The organism is Candidatus Microbacterium phytovorans (assembly GCA_029202445.1).
Classification (GTDB): Bacteria; Actinomycetota; Actinomycetes; order Actinomycetales; family Microbacteriaceae; genus Microbacterium; species Microbacterium phytovorans.
This window is the reverse complement of sequence record CP119321.1, coordinates 1,092,026-1,111,070: the sequence shown is the minus strand read 5'-3', so window position 1 is coordinate 1,111,070 and position 19,045 is coordinate 1,092,026. Positions and strand designations below refer to the sequence as shown.

Here is a 19,045-nt window from a genome sequence, read left to right as displayed (position 1 = left end):
CTGGGGATGCCATGCTCGAACTCGATCTGTCCGCCGACATCCAGGCCCTCCGCTCCACCTTCGCCGACATCCAGGCGGTGGTCGACGTCGACGCGCTCCGCTCGGAGATCGAGCGACTCTCCGAAGAGGCCGGCGCCCCCGACCTCTGGGACGACCCCGAGAAGGCGCAGAAGGTCACCAGCGCCCTCAGCCACCGTCAGTCGGAGCTGAAGCGCATCAGCGACGTCGGTCAGCGACTCGACGACCTCGACGTCCTCATCGAACTCGCCAACGAGATGGAGGACGAGGACTCCGCCGCCGAAGCGCGTGCCGAACTCGCGAGCCTCCAGGAGACGATCGGCCAGCTCGAGGTGCAGACGCTCCTCGACGGTGAGTACGACGCGCGTGCCGCGGTCGTCACGATCCGCTCGGGCGCCGGCGGCGACGACGCCACCGACTTCGCCGACATGCTGCTGCGCATGTACCTGCGCTGGGCCGAGCGCCACAAGTACCCCGTCAAGGTGATGGACACCTCCTACGCCGAGGGCGCGGGCATCAAGTCGGCCACGTTCGAGATCGACGCCCCGTACGCGTACGGCACGCTCTCCGTGGAAGCCGGCACGCATCGCCTGGCTCGCATCAGCCCGTTCGGTTCTGCCGACAAGCGCCAGACGAGCTTCGCTGCCGTCGAGGTCATCCCCGTCATGGAGGAGGCCCAGGAGGTCGAAGTCCCCGAGGGCGACATCCGCGTCGACGTCTTCCGCAGCTCCGGTCCCGGTGGCCAGTCGGTCAACACCACCGACTCTGCCGTGCGCATCACGCATATCCCCACGGGGATCGTCGTTTCGATGCAGAACGAGAAGAGCCAGATCCAGAACCGCGCCGCCGCCATGCGCGTGCTCCAGACGCGCCTCATGCTGCTCCAGAAGGAAGAAGAAGCAGCGAAGAAGAAGGAGCTCGCCGGCGTCATCACCGCGAGCTGGGGCGACCAGATGCGGTCGTACTTCCTCTACGGACAGCAGCTCGTGAAAGACCTCCGCACCGGCTACGAAGTGGGAAACCCCGCGTCCGTGTTCGACGGTGACCTCGACGGTCTGATCGCAGCCGGCATCCGCTGGCGCAAGCGCAAAAGCGACGACTGACGCTTTCTCCTCGATGCGCTGAAGATTTTCTTCGATCCGCTGCATCCAGCTCCGAGTATTCGCACGAATACATCCATGACGACGCGATCGGCGCGTCGCACGGAAGGAGAAGGACATGCGATCCAGGATTCTCGTCGGCCTCGCCGTCGCAGGGCTCGCGGCGGTGACCGTCGCTGCTCCCGCTACCGCGGCAACTTCGGACGACGCCACTCTGTCGGTGCTGCACGGCATCCCCGACACCCCCGTGGATGTCTACGTCAACGGTGACCTCACGCTCGACGACTTCCAGCCGGGCGACCTCGCCGGACCGCTGGAGCTGCCCGCGGGGGACTACGACGTGGCCCTCACCGCGACGGACGCCGCCGACGACTCCGACCCGGTGCTCGGACCGATAACCCTGACGCTCGAGGGCGGCATGTCCTACACGGCGGTCGCTCACCTCACCGAAGACGGCGAGCCCACGGCCAAGCTGTTCACGAACGACACCTCCGAGACCGCCGCCGGCGAAGGCCGCTTGACGGTCCGTCACGTGGCGGCCGCTCCCGCCGTCGACGTGCTCGCCGGTGACAGCCCCGTGATCGAGGGTCTCGTGAACCCCGACGAGGCGACGCTCGACCTGCCGGCCGGCACCGTGTCGGCGTCGGTCGCCCTGGCCGGGACCACCGACCCCGTGCTCGGACCCACAGACGTGGAGATCGCCGACGGCACCCTGACGATCGTGTACGCGTGGGGCAGCGCCGAGGACGGCAACCTCGCCATCGCCGCACAGACGATCGAGGGTCTCCACTCGAACCCCGACGGGGTGAACACCGGTTCGGCCGGCCTCGCCGCCGAGAACCGCGGAGACGTGTGGATGCCGGTCGTCCTCGGTGGTGCGGGCCTGCTGCTCGCCGCCCTCGTCATCGTCGCCGTGCGCCGCACCGCGGTGAACCGCTCCCGATGAACCGCCGCGGCACGAGTGGGGCGATCGCTGCCGGCGTCGTCGTGACCGTGTCGCTGCTCACCGCCTGCTCCCCCGCCGCCCCCACGGTGGGGGAGCAGGCGGTCGGGGGAGCGGGCGTCCCCCAGGCAGTGGCGACGGAGCGGCCGACACCCGCCGTCGACGTGCCGGTCGCGCAGGCGACGCTCGCACCCATCGACGCGTCGGCCCGGCCGGTCGAGCTCCGTATCCCGGCTATCGATGCGGACCTCCGGGTGAAGCCGGTGGGAGTGCAGGACGACGGGTCCATGGAGATCCCTGAGGACCCGGCCGTTGCGGGCTGGTACCGCTACGGACCGACCCCCGGCGCCGATGAGGGCTCGGCTGTGATCGCCGCCCACGTGGACTCGCGGGTCCTCGGTATCGGTCCGCTGGCACAGCTCCGCGACCTCGATAAGGGCGCGAAGGTACAGGTGCGCGATGAGGACGGCGAGACCACAGAGTTCACCGTCGTGTCGGTCCGCTACATCCCGCGAGCGGAACTGCCCGTCGAAGACCTCTTCTCGCGCTCCGGTGAGTCCTCCCTCGTGATCATCACATGCGGCGGCTCGTTCGATGAGGCCACGAGGACGTACAGTGACAACGTGGTCGCGGTCGCCCGCCCCGAGGGGTGAGACCGATGACCCTCGTATACACAGAGACCCGGGAGGAGAGCGTCATCGACGACGCAGAGGAGCAGCACCTCGGGTTCGTGTTCGCGACGGCGGACGAGCGGGTGCTGAAGCAGGTGTACGACCGGTGGTCGCGTCTCGTTTACACGATCGCGCTCCGTTCGCTGGGCGACGTCTCCGAAGCGGAGGACGTCACCCAATGGACGTTCGTGTCCGCGTGGCGCGCCCGCAGTACCTTCGACCCCGCCAAGGCGTCGCTCCCGACGTGGCTCGTCGCGATCGCCCGCCGGCGGATCGCCGACGCGCACCGTCGACGGGCGCGCGATCACCGTGTGCTCGACGCGCTCAAGGCGCATGCCGATCCCGAGATCGATCCCGCTCCCGATCCGACGGATGCCATCATGGTGGCGCACGAGATCGAGCAACTCGAACCCGACGCCCAGGCGGTCGTGAGACTCGCCTTCTATGATGACCTCACCCACGCCCAGATCGCGGAGCGGCTGGACATGCCGCTGGGAACCGTGAAGAGCCACGTGAGAAGAAGCCTCCAAAGACTGCGGAAGAGATGGGAGGGCACCCATGTCGCATATTGACCCCGACGACCTGGCGATGGCCGCCCTCGGCGACCTCGCTCTCAACGCCGACGCCGCTGCACACCTGTCGCAGTGCGCGACGTGCGCCGACGAACTGGCCGCTCTCGAGCAGACCGTGACGGTCGCCCGCGGTGCGCACCGCGCCGGGCTGGCTGCTCCTGCCCCCCACGTGTGGGACGCGGTGGCCCGTGAGATCGCCGCCGACCCGACCGACGCCGACCCGACCGACACCGACACCCGCCTCGATCGCAGCGAAGGTCGCGACGGCGCCCACCGCGCGCCGCGGAGCGCACGCCTGTCCCGTCGTCTCGCGGTGTTGGCGGGGGGACTCGTGGCGACGGCGGCCGTGGTCGTGCTCGTCGTCACGCTCATCACTCCGCGACCGATCGACATCGCGACGGCGACCCTCGACGCATTCCCCGATCATCCCGGTGCACGCGGCAGTGCGACGCTCGAGCGCGAATCGGACGGAGTGGAGCGCGTCATCGTCGACCTCGACGCGGACCTCGCCGACACCGGTCACCGCGAAGTGTGGCTGCTCACGCCCGACGGGTCCGATCTCGTGAGTCTCGGCATCCTCGATGGCACGACCGGGTCGTTCACCATCCCCGCCGATGTCGACACGGCGCGATTCAGTGTCGTGGACATCTCGCAGGAACCCGACGACGGCGACCACACCCACTCCGGCGATTCGATCGTGCGAGGCCAGCTCGAGAGTTCCTGAGCCGGGCGTTCCGCGCGCGTGGGGGTGTCGTATCCGGCATCCTCACCCGCCGCGCTTAGGCTCGACGGGTCATGATCCGGTTCGAGCACGTCACCAAGAAGTACCGCGGGACGAACAAGCCGGCGCTGAACGACGTCGGTTTCGAGGTCCAGCGCGGCGAGTTCGTGTTCCTCGTGGGCGCGTCCGGCTCGGGGAAGTCCTCGTGTCTCCGGCTCATCCTGCGGGAGGACAGTCCGAGCGACGGTCGCGTGGTCGTGCTCGGGCGCGATCTGCGCACCCTGTCCACCCGCAAGGTGCCGTACTTCCGTCGGCACATCGGCTCGGTCTTCCAGGACTTCCGGCTTCTCCCCGGCAAGACCGTGTTCCAGAACGTCGCCTTCACGCTCCAGGTCATCGGATCGTCGCGCGCGTTCATCCAGCAGACCGTGCCCGAGGTTCTCGCGCTCGTCGGGCTCGAGGGCAAGGACAAGCGGCTGCCGCACGAGCTCTCCGGCGGTGAGCAGCAGCGCGTCGCCATCGCGCGGGCGCTCGTCAACCGGCCGCAGATCCTGCTGGCCGACGAGCCGACAGGAAACCTCGACCCGGCGACCTCGGTCGACATCATGCAACTGCTCGCGCGGATCAACGCCGGTGGCACGACCGTCGTCATGGCCACCCACGAGGCAGGCTTCGTGAACGAGATGCAGCGCCGCGTCATTGAGCTTCGCGGCGGCGTGCTCGTGCGCGACGACCGCCACGGCGGTTACGGCGACACGTCGTCGATTCCGAGCCTCGCACCTCAGGAGGAGAAGGGCGCCGCCGCGACCGCTGCTCTCACCGCCGTGCTACAACTGCAGCGCGAGATCGCCGCGCAGCCCGCTCCGGCGCCGACTCCCGAGCCCGTCGCCGAACGACCGGCGGCTCCGGAGTTGACGACGCCGGCTGCGGCGGAACCCGACCCGTCCACGCGCCCCATTCAGATCGCCGCTCCCGAGGTCGACCTCTCCGAACTCGGACTCGGGGGAGGACTCGGAGCGGCGGACCGACTCGGCCTCGCAGACGAGCCTGATGACGAAGTGGGGCCCACGTCGTGAGAGTCGGACTGATCCTCGGCGAGGCGCTGACGGGACTGCGACGCAATGCGTCCATGGTGATCTCGGTCATCCTCGTGACGTTCGTGTCGTTGACCTTCGTCGGTGCGGCGATGCTCATGCAGATGCAGATCGTCAAGATGCAGGGCTACTGGGTCGAGCGTGCTCAGGTCGCCGTGTTCCTCTGCAGCTCGATCTCGTCCGGCCCGAACTGCACCGACGGCGTAGCCAGCGACGATCAGATCCTCGCCGTCAAGGAGAAGCTCGACAGCCCGGCGTTGCAGACGGTCGTGCGCAGCTACGACTTCGAGTCGCGCGAACAGGCCTATCAGGCGGTGCTCGACCTCTACGGCGAGGACTACGCCGAGTTCGTCACCGAAGATCAGATGAACGAGGCTTTCCGCATCAACCTCGTCGACCCCACGCGCGCCGACGTGATCGAGGAAGCGTTCCGCAGCATGGCGGGCGTCGACGCCGTCCAGAACCAGATGCAATACCTCGATCCGCTGTTCTCCGCGCTCACCGTCGCCACCTACATCGCGATCGGTATCGCTGTCCTCATGCTGATCGCCGCCGTTCTCCTGATCGCCACCACGATCCGCCTCTCCGCGTACGCGCGACGACGGGAGCTCGGCATCATGCGACTCGTCGGCGCCTCCAACCGCTTCATCCAGACTCCCTTCATCCTGGAGGGCATGTTCGCGGCGCTCATCGGGTCCGTCCTGGCGAGTCTGGCGATCGTCGCCGGCATCCAGTTCGGGATCAACGGGTACCTCCGAGATCGCGTCGACTTCATCACGTCGTGGGTGGGGATGCGGGATGCCGCGGTCGTCATCCCGTCGCTCATCGTCATCGGCCTCGTGCTCGCCGCCGCATCGGCAGGTTTCGCGATCCGCCGCTGGCTGCGCGCGTGAGATAGTCTGGACGGCTGCCGTCTTCCTCTCGAGGACACCGGACGGCATCCGATCACGAGGAGAACGTCATGCCCAGGGAACGCGGGGAGAAGGTCATCGCGACCAACCGTCGCGCGCGCCACGAGTACGCCATCGAGAAGACCTACGAGGCGGGCCTCGTGCTCACCGGCACCGAAGTGAAATCGCTGCGGCAGGGGCGGGCGAACCTCAGCGACGGGTACGCCTACATCGACGGAGGACAGGCCTACCTGGATGCCGTGAACATCCCGGAGTATTCGCAGGGGCACTGGACGAATCACTCCGCCAAGCGCACGCGCAAGCTGCTGCTCCACAAGGACGAGATCGTCAAGCTGTCCCACGCGATCAGCGCGGGTGGCTACACGCTCGTCCCGTTGAAGCTCTACTTCAGCGACGGTCGCGCGAAGGTCGAGATCGCCGTCGCGAAGGGCAAGCGCGAGTTCGAGAAGCGGCAGACGATTCGCGAGCGCGAGGACAAGCGCGAGGCCGAGCGGGCCATGCGCACGAAGAACCGCCTCGGCGACTGACCGTCAACTCGCGCGGAAGCGCGCTTCGACGGCGGCGGATACGACGATGTCGTCAGGTTGGAAGTCGACGGCAGGTGCGCCCGCGGCATCCATCGCCATCGCAGCCTTCGCGTACATGCGCGGGGTGGGAGCGGATTCGGCGGCGCCCGTGAGGAGCCCGAGATCGGCGATCTCCAGGGGCGCGACCGTGCGCAGGCCCAGAGCCGCGGCGTAGGCGCCGGCGCGTTCGACAGCAACCGACACGGCTGCCGTCGCCACATCGCGTTCCACCCGCGCCCGCGTCTCGGGGGACAGCAGCCACTCCACCGCCCCTACCTGGAGTCCATCGCGTGCGGCGACGTCGTTGAGCCAGTCCGACAGCACGGTGAAGTCGGTGAACGTCGCCGTGATCTCGAGCGAGGCGTGGTGCACGAGGTCGAGCTGCTTCCCGTCGCTGTTCCAGGGCCGATCCGACCACACCGAGACACGCTGACTCGACCAGTCCGCGACCGAGCCGGCATCCTTGCGTCGAGCGAGGTCGTCGCGCACCGGCGTGGCCACGGCGGAAATACGTTCGACGACGGCGCCCCGGTGCGGTCCGTCGGCTGCGACGGACACGTGGGCGACGGCCCGTTCAGGTGCGACGCGGCTCTCGTTCTCGCCGCGGACGGTGATGATCACTTCGCTCATGGCGCCGACTCTACGGGGGAATGGTGGGGGATGAGGGGATGTTGTAGGCTGTAATGCTCGGGTGCTCGCACTCGGGTGACAACTCCACAGGGTGACAGTGGTCTGCCTCACGGCGCTCCGGGGATGATCGGTTTCGACATCGCCTGCGTTGCTGCGGGAAGCGGGCCGAGGATGCAGGGTTATCTCGTAAACGATCTCTGCGAAACAATAACTGCCGAAAAGAAGCAGTCCGACTTCGCCCTCGCTGCCTGAGCAGCGAGCCCGAGTCCGTCAGTGCGTGACTGATCCCGTCACGTTCCCTGGCGTCATCTAAGGGATCTTGCTGCGCGACGGCGTCCGGACGTCGCGTGGGACTTTTCCCGGACTGGGCTCGTCAACTCGGGTGTCTGTGACCAAGGGTTGGGGCCGAGCAGAACGAACTTCACAGACTGCGCCCGGAGAAGACGCCGCTTTTCAGCGATGGACGGGGGTTCGATTCCCCCCATCTCCACGATTCACTGTCACCACAAGAGGCCCGAGGCCGCGCGCACGCGCGGTGCTCGGGCCTCTGTCGTTGCGGCGTGCCCGCCGCCTCGTGCGGAGGTGGTTCACCGCTCGGCACCCGACACGGATCGAGCCCTCGCGCAGAAGGCGGCGAGGGCTCGAGCGGGTCCGCGCGACTGGGGGGTGTCGCTGAGTGGGGGACTGGTACCCGTGAAAAGGAAGTTAGCCTAACTAGCGACTTTTCGCTAGAGCATGCGCCTACCGTGTCGATATGAGTGACACGCCGAGGTGGCGGGCCCGGATGTGAGCAGTGTGCTCAGTGTGAGCTCCAGAGCCCCTCGATCGGCACCTCACGACCCGCGATGCGAGAGGCCGCACGGTGGCCCGACATCATCGCCGCGGTCACCGTTGCCGGGTCGTCGGTCCACGTCGCCTCGCCGGCCAGATGCAGCACGCCGCCCACCGGCGTCGCGAGGGCATCGTGGTCGGCGGTGGTCGAACCGACGGTCATGTAGGCGTAGGAACCGTGACTGAACGGATCGTCCTGCCAGTCGGTGACGACGACGGCATCCGGTTCCACCGCACGCTCGCCGTACAGCCGACGCAGCTGCACCATCACTGCTGCCGCGACCTCCGCATCGCTCCGGTCGCGGAACTCCCGCGCGGTCGGCCCCGCCGCGAACGTGAGCAGGGTCGGGATGCCGTGGAGAGCTGTCAGGTCGTACCACGAGTGCCAGGCGCGACTTTCGGCGCCCTGCTGGCGGATCGCGTACACGTCGTCGTCCCAGAACTTCTCGGGGAAGGAGAGGAAGACCTTCTCGAACGCGTTCATCCGCAGCCGTCCGAGGGGCTGGGCGACCTCGTCGGGCAGCGGGGGGACGATCTCCAGGGCGCCCGACTGCAGGACACCCACGGGGACGGTGACCACGGCGGTTGCCGCCGACAGGTCGGTACCGCCGACGCGCACCGTGACGCCGACCTCCGACCAGGCGATGCGGGTCACGACGCTGCGCAGCCGCACGTCAAGGCCTTCCGCGAGGGCGGCGGGTAGACGGTCGTACCCGTCGGGGAAGACGACCTCGTCGCCGTCGATCTCGTCGTCGTCCAGTCCGTGGGCCGCGAGATCCTCGATCCAGGCGCCGTACTGCTCCTCGCTGCGGTGCTCGAGGTACTCCCGCACGCGCTGGAGGCGTTCGACATCCCACGGCTGCTGTGCGAGCGCGGCCTCGGTGACGTCGCGGTACGAGGCGTCGTCCGGCGATTCGGCGATCACCCGCACGAGAGTCTCGTCGACGGCGTGGATGTCGGCGATGTGCTGCTGTGCGGCCGCGTCGGACAGCCGTCGCCCGTCGGGACCGTAGTACGCGATGGGGCGACTGTCGGGCTGGTATCCGCCGACCGTGAACTCCATCGTGCGCATGCCGAAGGCATCCGCTGCCGCTGCCACAGGGCTATCGGTGATCCCGTGAATCCACGACGCGCCGCGGTCGATGACCTGCGACCCCGTGCGGTCGCTCCACACGCGACCCCCGACGCGGTCCCGTGCCTCGAGGACGAGAACGTCTCGGCCCTCCGCGACGAGGAGCCTCGCCGCTGTCAGGCCGGCCACCCCCGCGCCCACGACGACCGTGTCGTAGCGCTCCATGATTCCCGCTTTCGTCGTCAGGCGCCCGGGCGCTCGATGAGGATCAGTCCCTGCTTGGTGTCGGAGACGGTGACCCACCCGTCGCCGAAGAGGTAGGTCATGCCGTAGCCGTCCTCGTCGACGGCGATCGCCTGTGACGGATCCTCCGTGAGGTACACGCCCTCTGCGCCCTCTTCGCGCAGCCAGCCCTCCGACTCGAGCGCGGCCTGCGCGGAGGATGCCTCGTCGGCGGTGATGGGCGACCAGCCGAAGAGCAACAGGTCGTCGCCGGTCGCCTGCTCGAAGTCGCCCCACGTGCAGGACGTGCCGTCGGCCAGCTCCAGATCGCCGATGATGAACGGGTCTTCGCGCGGCGTCCACCCCTGCTCCGTGAGCTCTTCGACCAGGTCGGCGCCGATCAGGTTCTCGCACGTGACATCGGCGGGGTCGACGGCGGGCACGGTCACCGTGGGCGTCGGCGTCGAACCCGGTTCGGTGGGACCCGCGGGAGCCGACGGCTGTGCACCCGGGTCGGCGGGCGTTCCGGAGGGCGTCGGCGCGCACCCGGCCGCGGCGAACGCGACGGTGAGAGCGAGCAGGGTCGTCAGGGCGAGGCGGGGCGAGCGACGAACGGTCAAGGCGTGCTCCGGGTCAGCGGGGGCGGATGAGGGAGAGGAAATCGTCGTGGAGGATGCCGTTGGTGGCCAACGACGACCGGGAGGTCAGAGAGTCTGCGCCGTCGATGTCGGTGAAGCGGCCGCCGGCCTCCGTGACGATGGGTACGAGCGCGGCGATGTCGTACTCCTTGACATCGAACTCGGCGACGAACTCCAGCCGTCCCTCGGCGAGCAGCATGTACGGCCATGCATCACCGTAGCCGCGATCGCGCCACACCGCCCGCGAGAGGCGAAGGAGATCGTCGACGCGACCCACGTCATCCCACTGCGTGATGCTCTGAAAGCTCACGCTCGCCGAGGCGATGTCGGAAACGGTCGACACCCGCAACCGGCGCGGACCCGACGGCGTGTCCGTCCACGCGCCGAGACCGGAGGCCGCCCACCAGCGGCGGCCGAGGGCGGGCTGGCTGGCGACGCCCACGCGAGGGACGCCGTCGATCGCGAGGGCGATCAGCGTCGTCCACATGGGAATGCCCTTGAGGTAGTTCGCGGTGCCGTCGATCGGGTCGACGATCCACTGCCGGCGGTTCGCCCCGCTCGATCCGAACTCCTCACCCAGCACGCCGTCGTCGGGGCGCTCCGCGCCGAGGATCGCGCGGATCGCCTCCTCGGTCGTGAGATCGGCCTCGGTCACGTGGGTGTCGTCGGCCTTCATGCGCACGTCGAGATCGCGCGCATCGAACCGTGCCATGGCTGCCGCGTCGGCCGCGTCGGCCAGCCGTAGAGCGAGCGCCAGATCGTCGGACAGGTCCCCGGTGTACGGCGCGTTCCAGGAGGGCGTCGAAGTGGGGGAGGTCACGGCATCCAGGATACGCGGCGTTCCCGCCTCGATTGGCGAGAGACGGCATCGGGATGGTAACGTTGACCCTCGGTTCGCCTCGTGGCGAGCAGCCTGCACCTCTAGCTCAATCGGCAGAGCAACTGACTCTTAATCAGTGGGTTCTGGGTTCGAGTCCCAGGGGGTGCACAGGCAGAAGGCCCCGGAGAAATCCGGGGCCTTCGTCGTGCGCCCGGAGGAGTCCGGGGCCTTCGTCGTGCGCCCGGAGGAGTCCGGGGCCTTCGTCGTGTGCGCGGACCGTCAGGACGCGTCACCCACGAGGATCGACGCCGCTTCGTCGCCCAGGTCGGCTTCGCGCGCATCGACGCGACGGAGCGCGCGCCGTCCGAGCGCGATGACGCCGGCCGAGACGAGCACGGATGCCGCGGCGAAAACGAACGGTACGGCCGCACCGCAGGCGTGCCACAGGAGAGCGGCGAGGGGCGGCGCCGCCGCTCCGCCGAGGAATCGCACCGCCGAGTAGGCGGAGCTGGCGACCGAGCGGGGAAGGTCGGTGGCCTCCATGACCGACTCGGTGAGGATCGTGTTCATCAGGCCGAGGAGGAGTCCTCCGATCACGATGCAGACGACCAGGCCCGTGGGGCTGTCGACGACGAGCGCCGCCGCGATCAGATCGAGCGCCAGGAGCGGCAGCACGACGAGCATGGCTGTGGTCCGCCGCCAACGCCGCAGCAGGAGCGGCGCGACCCAGACGCTCGTGACGGCCAGCGCCACGCCCCACCCGAAGAAGGTGAGCCCGATGCCCATCGCGCCGAAGCCGAGCGGGAACGGGGAGAAGGCGAGCAGCACGAAGAACCCGATGTTGTAGAACAGCGCCGCGATGGCGAGCACGGCGAGCGACGGGATCCGCAGAGCGCGCAGCGGTGCCGACAGCGGAATGGGGGTGCGCTTCTCCGGGGGCGTGCGCAGGAGCAGGCTCACGGTGATGAAGGCGATCGCCATGAGGGCGACGACGCCGAAGAACGGTCCGCGCCAGCTGATCTCGCCGAGAAATCCCCCCAGGAGCGGACCGATGGCGATGCCGAGGCCGAGGGCCGCCTCGTAGAGCACGATCGCGGCCGCGCTCCCACCGGACGCGGCGCCGACGATGGTGGCGAGAGCGGTCGAGATGAAGAGGGCGTTGCCGAGTCCCCACCCGGCCCGGAAGCCGATGACGGCATCCACCGACCCCGACAGTGCGCACAGGAGCGCGAAGACGACGATGAGTGCGAGCCCGGCGAGCATCGTGGCCTTCGCTCCGATGCGACTGGAGATCCAGCTCGTGACGAGCATGGCGAGGCCGGTGACGACGAGGTAGCTCGTGAAGAGGAGCTCGGTCTCCACGGGGGTCGCCTCCAGCGACTCCGCGATGGCGGGGAGGATCGGGTCGACGAGTCCGATGCCCATGAAGGCGACGACGCTCGCGAACGCGACGGCCCACACCTGGGCGGGCTGCCGCCAGACGCTTCCGACGCTGGTGCCGGCGCTCATCGAGAGACCGCCAGCGGCGCGGCGACGGCGGTGAGGATGTCGGCGGCGCGGCGGAGCACGGCGCGATCCTCTTCGCCGAGGGCCTCGAAGCGAGGCGCGAGGGTCTCGCCGAGGAGCGTGAGCCAGCCATCGAGTGCGGCGGCACCCGCCGGCGTGAGCGACAGGATGCTCACCCGCGAGTCGTGCGCGTCGGCGGAGCGTGCGATGAGACCGGCATCCGCCATCTGGGTCGCCAGTCGCGTCATGCCGGGCTGCGTCACTCTGCTGAGGGTGGCGAGGTCTCCGAGGCGCTGCGGACCGTGGTCGCGAAGGAGTGCGAGAGTGCGCCACTGGGCCGCGGGGGCATCGCTCCTCGTCTCGAGCGACGCGATGCGTGTGAGCGCGTGGGCGCCTAGGAGCAGGCGCAGGAGGTCGTCCGTCTGTTGCATACCTAAAGTATATACCCGAGGTATCTAAACGGACGCGTTGACATCGTCGGTGCGCAGCGCCCAGCATGGCACCGGCGGAATCGCCGCAACCAGCGCAGAACAGGAGACGGGGATGCCGGAGACCACTCGAGGAGACGACCTCACCGGTCGGACGGCCCTCGTGACCGGGGGAGCGAGCGGTATCGGGCTGGCCATCGCCCGCGAGTTCGCTGCGCGCGGCGCGGAGGTCACGGTCGCCGACCGCCAAGCCGAAGCCGCGCAGGCCGCCGCTGACGCAATCGGCGGGAAGGCGTGGACCGTCGACCTCTCCGACACCGCTGCCCTGGAGGATCTCCGCCTGGATGTCGACATCCTCGTCAACAATGCGGGGGTGCAGACGGTCGCGCCGCTGGAGGATTTCGATCCGGACCGTTGGCGCTTCATGCATCGCTTGATGGTGGAGTCGCCGTTCCTCCTCATTCGGTCGGCGCTGCCGGCGATGTACGAGCGGGGATGGGGACGCATCATCAACATCTCGAGCGCACACGGCTTGCGCGCGAGCCCGTTCAAGTCGGCATATGTCTCCGCGAAGCACGCGCTGGAGGGGCTGTCCAAGACCGCAGCCCTGGAGGGTGGCCCCCACGGCGTCACGAGCAACTGCATCAACCCCGCCTACGTGCGCACGCCGCTGGTCGAGCAGCAGATCGCCGACCAGGCCGCCGTGCACGGCATCCCCGAGTCCGACGTCGTCTCCCGCATCATGCTGACGGAGTCGGCCGTGAAGCGGCTCATCGAACCCGAAGAAGTCGCTGCCCTGGCCGCGTGGCTGGCCTCCGACCGATCCGGGATGGTGACGGGAGCCAGCTACACGATGGACGGAGGTTGGACGGCTCGCTGATCCGCGCGCGCTCGCCCGCACGGGCGCTCGTGAGCCCGTCTCACCGCAGGTCTCGCAACCGCGCTCCGATTCCCTCGGCCTCGCCGGCGCGCCGTTCGTACGAGACCGCGATGATCAGGAGGACGGCGCCGACGACGGCGAGCGTGATCCACCACGGCATCGACGCGATCCCCCGGCCGATCTGCACGGCGAACGCGGACACGTTCTCGATGGGCAGCACGGCGATGCCGAGGAGGAACGGGGCGGACAGCCGCCACCGGGCACCGATCAGGATCGCGGCGAGAGCCATCACGATGACGAGGATCGCCCGCCAGGTGAGCGGATCCGTGAAGGTCGCCAGGATCGACGCGCTCATGATCGTGATGAGTCCCGGCGCGAGCAGCGGCCACGAACCGACCCAGCGGGCGGGCCAGGAGGTCAAGGTTCCTCGCTCCGGCACGGGTGCGCGGTCCAGATGCGCGGCGCCGGCGATCAGGAGGGCTGTCCCGAGTGGCAGCGAGAACCACTCGACGCGCAGCTCCCGGGGGCTCCACGCGACGACCGCGGTCGTGAACGCGAGAGCGAAGAGGAACCAGACGGGAGGCAGGATGCCGGCCGGGCTCCGGCGCACGCGGATCGCGATGCCGACGACGGCAACGAGGAGGGCGAGGAGAAGCGCCCATATCGCCCAGATCGACAGCCAGTCGTCGGAGATGAGGGGCCATGCCCCACCGGCGACGAAGAGCGCCGCGGGCGCGAGGACCCATCGCTCGCGCCACCGTCGCACGTCCGGGATCTCACGCGCGAGCGATCGCCCCGCGACGAGCGCGAGAAGGCCGCCGGTAATCGAGAGGCCGAGGCCGAGCACAACCGGATGCCAGCCCGTCGGCACGGCGTCGAGTCCCGCACCGAGCCTGACCGACTCGACCGGGCCGGAAGCGGCAGCCAGCAGCGCGCCGGCGAGAACGGGTACGCGCAGCGCGGAGAGGCGCGCCGCACGGCGGGCACGCTCGGCGGCGAGGTACAGGGCGAGCGAGGCCGCGAGGAGTCCCGCCATCCGCCAGCCCGCTCCGCTCACGGCGAGCGCGACGAGGCTCGGCGCGATCGCGACGCCGATGCCGCTCGCCACGAGGGCGACGGCCGGGCGTCCGCGAGCCGTCAGGATCGTGCCCACGAGCACCGCGCCGAGCGCCGGTGGCAGTACGTAGGGCTCGAGGAGGTCGATCTCGGCGATGCGCCACACCGACCACATCGCCCCCGTCGCCGCCGCGGCGGCGACCCACCAGAGCCTGACGTGCCGCGTGGTGAGGGCGCCGGCGGCCGCCCCCGCGGCGAGGATGACGAGCACCGCGACCGCGGTGGGCAGGCCCGCGGCATCCCGGACGAGCGCGAGCGCAACAGCCAGCGCGCCCGTGAGCAGAGCGGATGCCTCGAGCGCGACGCGAACGAGCGTAGCCTCCGCTGCCGCCATGCCTCGACGGCCGAGCAGGGCGGCAGCCATGTCGGTGGTCGGCAGGGTGAGAGCGACGATGACGGCGATCACGGGGAGCGTGATGGGTGACGCGCTCACACTCAGCACCTGGGCCCCGAGACAGATCACGACGACCGACAGCGACGGCACGAGGAGGGCGGCGCACGCGGCGCGGAGCCCCGCGACGAGTCCGGGACGGCGTGTGACCACCAGCGCCAGCGCGAGGAGGAAGATGAGTCCCGTCGACAGCGCCGTCCACCCGCTGCGTTCCCGCACGACCTGAAGGATGCCGATCGCGAATGGAACGGAGGTGACCGCGAGGATCGTCCACCAGGTGCGCACGGGCACGACGCGGAGGAACGTCGACACGATCGCGATCACCGCGCCGACGGACGTCGTGAGACTCAGCACCGCGGTGTCGGGCAGGCCCAGCAGCTCGAAGCCGGCTGCGGCGACGGTCAGCGCGTACGCGTACCCGGCGCCGACGTAGACCCAGCGCGCGGATACCGGCACGGTGCGGGCGAGCAGAGTGACGGCCCCGAGCACGCCCGCGGCGAGCGTGACGGCGAGCACGGACGAGTGCCACGACGCTATTGCGGCCAGGACGAGTGCCCCGTGACCACCCAGCAGGAGCGGCACCCGCGTCGTCGGGACGAGTGCTCGCCCGGCGACCTTCACGGTGAGTGCGACGGCCGCCACGACGCCGAGAGCGACCAGTGCGGTGGTCGCGGCCTCCGGGAAGGGCAGGCCGGCGACGGCGACGACCCCAGCGGCAGCGATCCAGGCCGCGACGACCGCCGACCCGTGCGCTCCGACGCGCGCGGTCGCCGTCGCTCTGGCGTGGACGAGGAAGCCCGCGGCCGCCACCCCGAGGCCGACGACGGCCCCGACGGCTGCGCTCAGCGCTTCGCCACTGCCGCCACCCGGGAGACCCTCGCGGAAGGCCGGGATGACGGAGGCGGTGGTGAGCAGGGTCGAGGTGGCCGCCGACGACACGACGGCGAGCACCGCCGGGACGACGACCACCAGGGCGCCAGCCGTGCCCGCCGTGCGTCGCCGTCGCGAGCGCGGGGGACGCACCGCCGTCACGAGCAGGAAGCCCGCGAGCGGGCCGCCCGTGAGGAAGGCAGGAGAGAGTGCGTCGGGAAGCGCGAGCGGTTCGATGAGGGCGAGGGCCGTTGCCGTCGACGCGATCGTTGCGGCACCACCGGAGAGGAACGACCACAGTGCGGGTGCGACACGCTGCGCCGAGAGTCGCGCCACCGCCGCAGCGGCTGCGGCAGCACCCGCGGCGAGCCACAGGAACGGTGCGACGCCCATCACGCCTGCGGAGAAGACAGTGAGCGCACTCGCCGCGAGCGCGATGAGCTGGACGACGGTGAGCGCCCGACGCTCTGCCCGCAGGGGGCGCCCCATCGACGTTTCGAGGCGGCGTGACACGCGCACGAGCGCGAGCCCGGCGGCCATGGTCGTCAGCCAGCCCGCGACGCATGCGACGGCATCGGACTCCGCAGCGCCGAGCATGGCGGGTGCAAAGGCGAGGCCGAGAACGGAGACGGCCACCCAGCTGCGGATGCCGACGCGGGCACCGACGGCGATCATGACGAGGGCCGCGACGATCGTGCCGATGCCCGCGAACACCCACCCGCTCACGTGCGCGGGAGCGAAGCCGGCGAACGCGTAGACGTCGAGCGCGACGAACACCATTCCGAGGGCACCGACCGCCTCGGCTGAGGCGCGGAGTCGGCGTCGCGCCAGCATCCGGGCGCCGACGAGGAAGACGGCGGTGACGACGAGGGTGACGATGCTGCGCGTCGCGTGGTCGCGCAGATCGGGGTTGAAGAACGTGAAGACGATGGCCGCGACCGCGAACAGTCCGGCGCCGGCGATCGCCAGCAGCGACTGCACCGACGTGTTGCCGCGTGGAGCGACCTGCGGCGCGGGGATGCCGGGGGGTCGCGGTGACGACATTCCTGCGGCGGACTGCGTGGCGTCCGTCGTTCGGACGAGCGGCGGCTGCGCGGGGGCCACCGGCGTCCGCGGCACGCGGCGGCGCAGGTCCTCCCTGCGGGCGAGCGCATCGGCGGCGGCCAGGGAGGCGTTCCACAGGTCGGTGCCGATGGCGGTCGAGAGCTCTGCGCCGCACGCCGGGCACCTGCCGGCGCTGAGCCTGCCGAGCCCGCAGACCGGGCAGGTCTCGGCATCCCGCAGTCGTGTGACGGCGATCTCGCTCCACGACGGCGTCGCGGATCGTGCGACGCTCATTCGTCCCCCTCCGGAACCCACTGCAGGATGTCGCCGGGTTGGCACTCCAGCACTCGGCAGATCGCGTCGAGGGTGGTGAACCGCACGGCTTTCGCGCGCCCGTTCTTGAGGACCGAGACATTGGCGGGGGTGATGTCGATCGCCGCGGCGAAGTCTCCGACGGACATCTTCTTCTTCGCGAGCTCGACGTCGAGGTTGATGATGATGGGCATCACACCACCTCCGACAGGTCGTGCTGCAGTTCCAGGGCTTTCCGCAGGAGCGCGCGGAGCACCGCGACCAGCAACGCGAGGGCGGCTCCGACGACGATGCCGAAGCACCCGAGGAGCAGGATCGAGGGGTTCGCGGCGTTCCCGGCGGTCAGGAGCGCGACGGCGACGACCAGCAGCAGGTCGGCGGCGACGATGGCGGCGATGATGATCGTGATGAATCGCAGGGCGCGAGCGCTGAACGGATCGTCCGCGTCGATCAACGTCAACATGCGCCACAGGCAGACCAGCACGACTTGGACGCACACGATGAACGAGATCGCGATGACGAGCCCGGGTGCACGCAACCACGCCAGCTCCGGGTAGAGCGTCGCCCACGTGGTGGCCGTCGTCGGCAGGGCGACGACCTGCGCGACGACCAAGAGCACGAGGGTGATCGCGAGGAGCGTGCGGAGCGTGAGGGTGGTGGCGCGGTTCATAGCGGTACCTATCGATAAACGACATACAGACATCGTTAATCAAGGCATAGGCATCGTTTCTCAGCAAGCGTGAAACGTCTCTCCGGGTGAATTCCCAGGCACGGCGCCCGCACCCGAGCGCGGCTCAGGTACGGCGAGCGCTCAGGCGTGAAGTGAGCTGGTGCGCATGCGCGAGAAGTGTCCTGCCCAGCATCGGCAGGCGGCCAGGCCCATAGCGGAATTCGACCCCGGTGAGACTGAGCGCCCACTCCGGACGGCCCGCACTGTCGAACACGGCGGCCCCCATGCCCCACGATCCCGCCACGATCAGCCCGGGGTTCACGGCGTAGCCGCGGTCTCTCGTGTCGGCGAGGCGGGCCCGGAGTGCGCCCGCATCATGGGATGCGCCCCAGCGCTGAGGAAGTTCCGGATGCCGTTCGAGGTACGCGTCGATCTCCGCTTCGGGCAGGAAGGACAGGATGGCCAGCCCCGCTGAAGCGACACCCAGTGGGAATCGCACACCCTCGCTCAGCACGAATGAGCGGATCGGGAAGGCGCCCTCCTCGCGCACGAGACAGACGGTCTCGTCGCCGCGTCGCACCGACAGGAACGCGCTCTCCTCCGTCGTCACCGCGAGGGAGCGCACGATGTCGCGAGCGCGATGCGTGACGTCGTAGCGGTTGGCGGCTGCCGAGCCCATCAGGAACAGCTCGGGTCCGGGCAGCCAGCGCAACGACCGTGCGTCCTGATCGACGAGACCTTCCGCTCGGAGGGCGGTCAGGAGGCGATGTGCCGTCGACCGCGACAGGGCGGCATCCCGTGCCAGGTCTTGCAGGGCACGCCCCGCCTCGCCGCCCGCGCTCACGAGCCGCAGCAGCGTCGCGGCGCGTGCCACGGCCTGCGCTCCCGGCACGGAGCGGTGCGGTGATTCCACATAGTGGACGCTACGTCGAGGAGCTCCCACATGGCAAGCGTCGTCCTTGTCCGCCGGCGTGAGGACGGTCACGCTGGACGGACGAGTGACAGACCGGAACGAAGAG

19 protein-coding genes, 1 tRNA gene and 1 other RNA gene are annotated in these 19,045 nt (G+C 69.6%); 11 read left to right on the top strand and 10 right to left on the bottom strand.

All coding sequences use genetic code 11. From position 1 onward, the window contains the following. Positions 1 to 11: 11 nt before the first annotated feature. The 8 genes from prfB (at position 12) to smpB (ending at position 6,557) form a co-directional block, all read left to right on the top strand. Entirely contained in the window at positions 12 to 1,121 is a 1,110-nt protein-coding gene (prfB, locus tag P0Y48_05345; GenBank protein WEK14629.1) for a peptide chain release factor 2, read from the top strand. A 115-nt stretch (positions 1,122 to 1,236) separates the two neighbouring features. Then, positions 1,237 to 2,064, top strand: a complete 828-nt coding sequence (locus tag P0Y48_05340; protein ID WEK14628.1) for a DUF4397 domain-containing protein — start codon at positions 1,237 to 1,239, stop codon at positions 2,062 to 2,064. Then, on the top strand, positions 2,061 to 2,714 hold the full coding sequence (locus P0Y48_05335) for a class F sortase (protein WEK14627.1): 654 nt from the start codon (positions 2,061 to 2,063) through the stop codon (positions 2,712 to 2,714). Before P0Y48_05340 ends, P0Y48_05335 begins: the two co-directional genes overlap by 4 nt. A 5-nt stretch (positions 2,715 to 2,719) precedes the next feature. Continuing rightward, entirely contained in the window at positions 2,720 to 3,304 is a 585-nt protein-coding gene (locus tag P0Y48_05330) for a sigma-70 family RNA polymerase sigma factor (protein WEK14626.1), read from the top strand. Continuing rightward, entirely contained in the window at positions 3,291 to 4,028 is a 738-nt protein-coding gene (locus tag P0Y48_05325; protein WEK14625.1) for an anti-sigma factor, read from the top strand. Before P0Y48_05330 ends, P0Y48_05325 begins: the two co-directional genes overlap by 14 nt. Positions 4,029 to 4,099: 71 nt before the next feature. After that, entirely contained in the window at positions 4,100 to 5,101 is a 1,002-nt protein-coding gene (gene ftsE / locus P0Y48_05320) for a cell division ATP-binding protein FtsE (GenBank protein ID WEK14624.1), read from the top strand. Further along, entirely contained in the window at positions 5,098 to 6,012 is a 915-nt protein-coding gene (gene ftsX, locus P0Y48_05315) for a permease-like cell division protein FtsX (GenBank protein WEK14623.1), read from the top strand. The genes ftsE and ftsX overlap by 4 nt, the downstream gene beginning before the upstream one ends. A 68-nt stretch (positions 6,013 to 6,080) precedes the next feature. Then, complete coding sequence (gene smpB, locus P0Y48_05310) at positions 6,081 to 6,557, top strand: SsrA-binding protein SmpB (protein ID WEK14622.1); 477 nt, start codon at positions 6,081 to 6,083, stop codon at positions 6,555 to 6,557. A gap of 3 nt (positions 6,558 to 6,560) precedes the next feature. Here smpB and P0Y48_05305 read toward each other — a convergent pair whose 3' ends face one another. Continuing rightward, a complete protein-coding gene (locus tag P0Y48_05305; protein ID WEK14621.1) occupies positions 6,561 to 7,226 on the bottom strand; it encodes an SIMPL domain-containing protein in 666 nt (221 codons plus the stop codon). 119 nt (positions 7,227 to 7,345) lie between these two features. Between P0Y48_05305 and ssrA the strand changes: the two genes are divergently transcribed. Further along, positions 7,346 to 7,719: a transfer-messenger RNA gene (ssrA, locus tag P0Y48_05300) on the top strand. Positions 7,720 to 8,025: 306 nt separating this feature from the next. Here the strand turns inward: ssrA and P0Y48_05295 are convergent. The 3 genes from P0Y48_05295 to P0Y48_05285 are packed head-to-tail and all read right to left on the bottom strand — an operon-like array spanning position 8,026 to position 10,809. Then, positions 8,026 to 9,354, bottom strand: a complete 1,329-nt coding sequence (locus P0Y48_05295) for an NAD(P)/FAD-dependent oxidoreductase (GenBank protein ID WEK14620.1) — start codon at positions 9,352 to 9,354, stop codon at positions 8,026 to 8,028. Between the two features lie 17 nt (positions 9,355 to 9,371). Then, positions 9,372 to 9,971: a hypothetical protein gene (locus tag P0Y48_05290; GenBank protein ID WEK14619.1), complete on the bottom strand. Its 600-nt coding sequence runs from the start codon at positions 9,969 to 9,971 to the stop codon at positions 9,372 to 9,374. Positions 9,972 to 9,984: 13 nt separating this feature from the next. After that, positions 9,985 to 10,809, bottom strand: coding sequence for a histidinol phosphatase (locus tag P0Y48_05285; protein ID WEK14618.1), 825 nt, complete (start codon positions 10,807 to 10,809; stop codon positions 9,985 to 9,987). Positions 10,810 to 10,904: 95 nt separating this feature from the next. Between P0Y48_05285 and P0Y48_05280 the strand changes: the two genes are divergently transcribed. Beyond that, positions 10,905 to 10,977, top strand: a tRNA-Lys gene (locus P0Y48_05280). Positions 10,978 to 11,088: 111 nt separating this feature from the next. Here the strand turns inward: P0Y48_05280 and P0Y48_05275 are convergent. Both P0Y48_05275 and P0Y48_05270 read right to left on the bottom strand, forming a co-directional pair. Then, positions 11,089 to 12,318 carry an MFS transporter gene (locus tag P0Y48_05275; GenBank protein ID WEK14617.1) on the bottom strand — a complete coding sequence of 410 codons (1,230 nt, stop codon included), beginning with the start codon at positions 12,316 to 12,318 and terminating at the stop codon, positions 11,089 to 11,091. Then, positions 12,315 to 12,746, bottom strand: coding sequence for a MarR family transcriptional regulator (locus tag P0Y48_05270; protein ID WEK14616.1), 432 nt, complete (start codon positions 12,744 to 12,746; stop codon positions 12,315 to 12,317). The genes P0Y48_05275 and P0Y48_05270 overlap by 4 nt, the downstream gene beginning before the upstream one ends. 112 nt (positions 12,747 to 12,858) lie before the next feature. On the opposite strand from P0Y48_05270, the gene P0Y48_05265 reads away from it, so the two are divergent. After that, positions 12,859 to 13,623, top strand: coding sequence for a 3-hydroxybutyrate dehydrogenase (locus tag P0Y48_05265; protein WEK14615.1), 765 nt, complete (start codon positions 12,859 to 12,861; stop codon positions 13,621 to 13,623). Between the two features lie 40 nt (positions 13,624 to 13,663). Here P0Y48_05265 and P0Y48_05260 read toward each other — a convergent pair whose 3' ends face one another. The 4 genes from P0Y48_05260 to P0Y48_05245 all read right to left on the bottom strand — a co-directional run bounded on the left by P0Y48_05260 (position 13,664) and on the right by P0Y48_05245 (position 18,939). Then, on the bottom strand, positions 13,664 to 17,338 hold the full coding sequence (locus P0Y48_05260; protein WEK14614.1) for a hypothetical protein: 3,675 nt from the start codon (positions 17,336 to 17,338) through the stop codon (positions 13,664 to 13,666). After that, on the bottom strand, positions 17,335 to 17,550 hold the full coding sequence (locus tag P0Y48_05255) for a helix-turn-helix transcriptional regulator (GenBank protein ID WEK14613.1): 216 nt from the start codon (positions 17,548 to 17,550) through the stop codon (positions 17,335 to 17,337). The genes P0Y48_05260 and P0Y48_05255 overlap by 4 nt, the downstream gene beginning before the upstream one ends. After that, positions 17,550 to 18,026: a DUF2975 domain-containing protein gene (locus P0Y48_05250; GenBank protein ID WEK14612.1), complete on the bottom strand. Its 477-nt coding sequence runs from the start codon at positions 18,024 to 18,026 to the stop codon at positions 17,550 to 17,552. Before P0Y48_05250 ends, P0Y48_05255 begins: the two co-directional genes overlap by 1 nt. 124 nt (positions 18,027 to 18,150) lie before the next feature. Further along, positions 18,151 to 18,939, bottom strand: coding sequence for an IclR family transcriptional regulator (locus P0Y48_05245; GenBank protein ID WEK14611.1), 789 nt, complete (start codon positions 18,937 to 18,939; stop codon positions 18,151 to 18,153). Positions 18,940 to 19,045 lie beyond the last annotated feature (106 nt).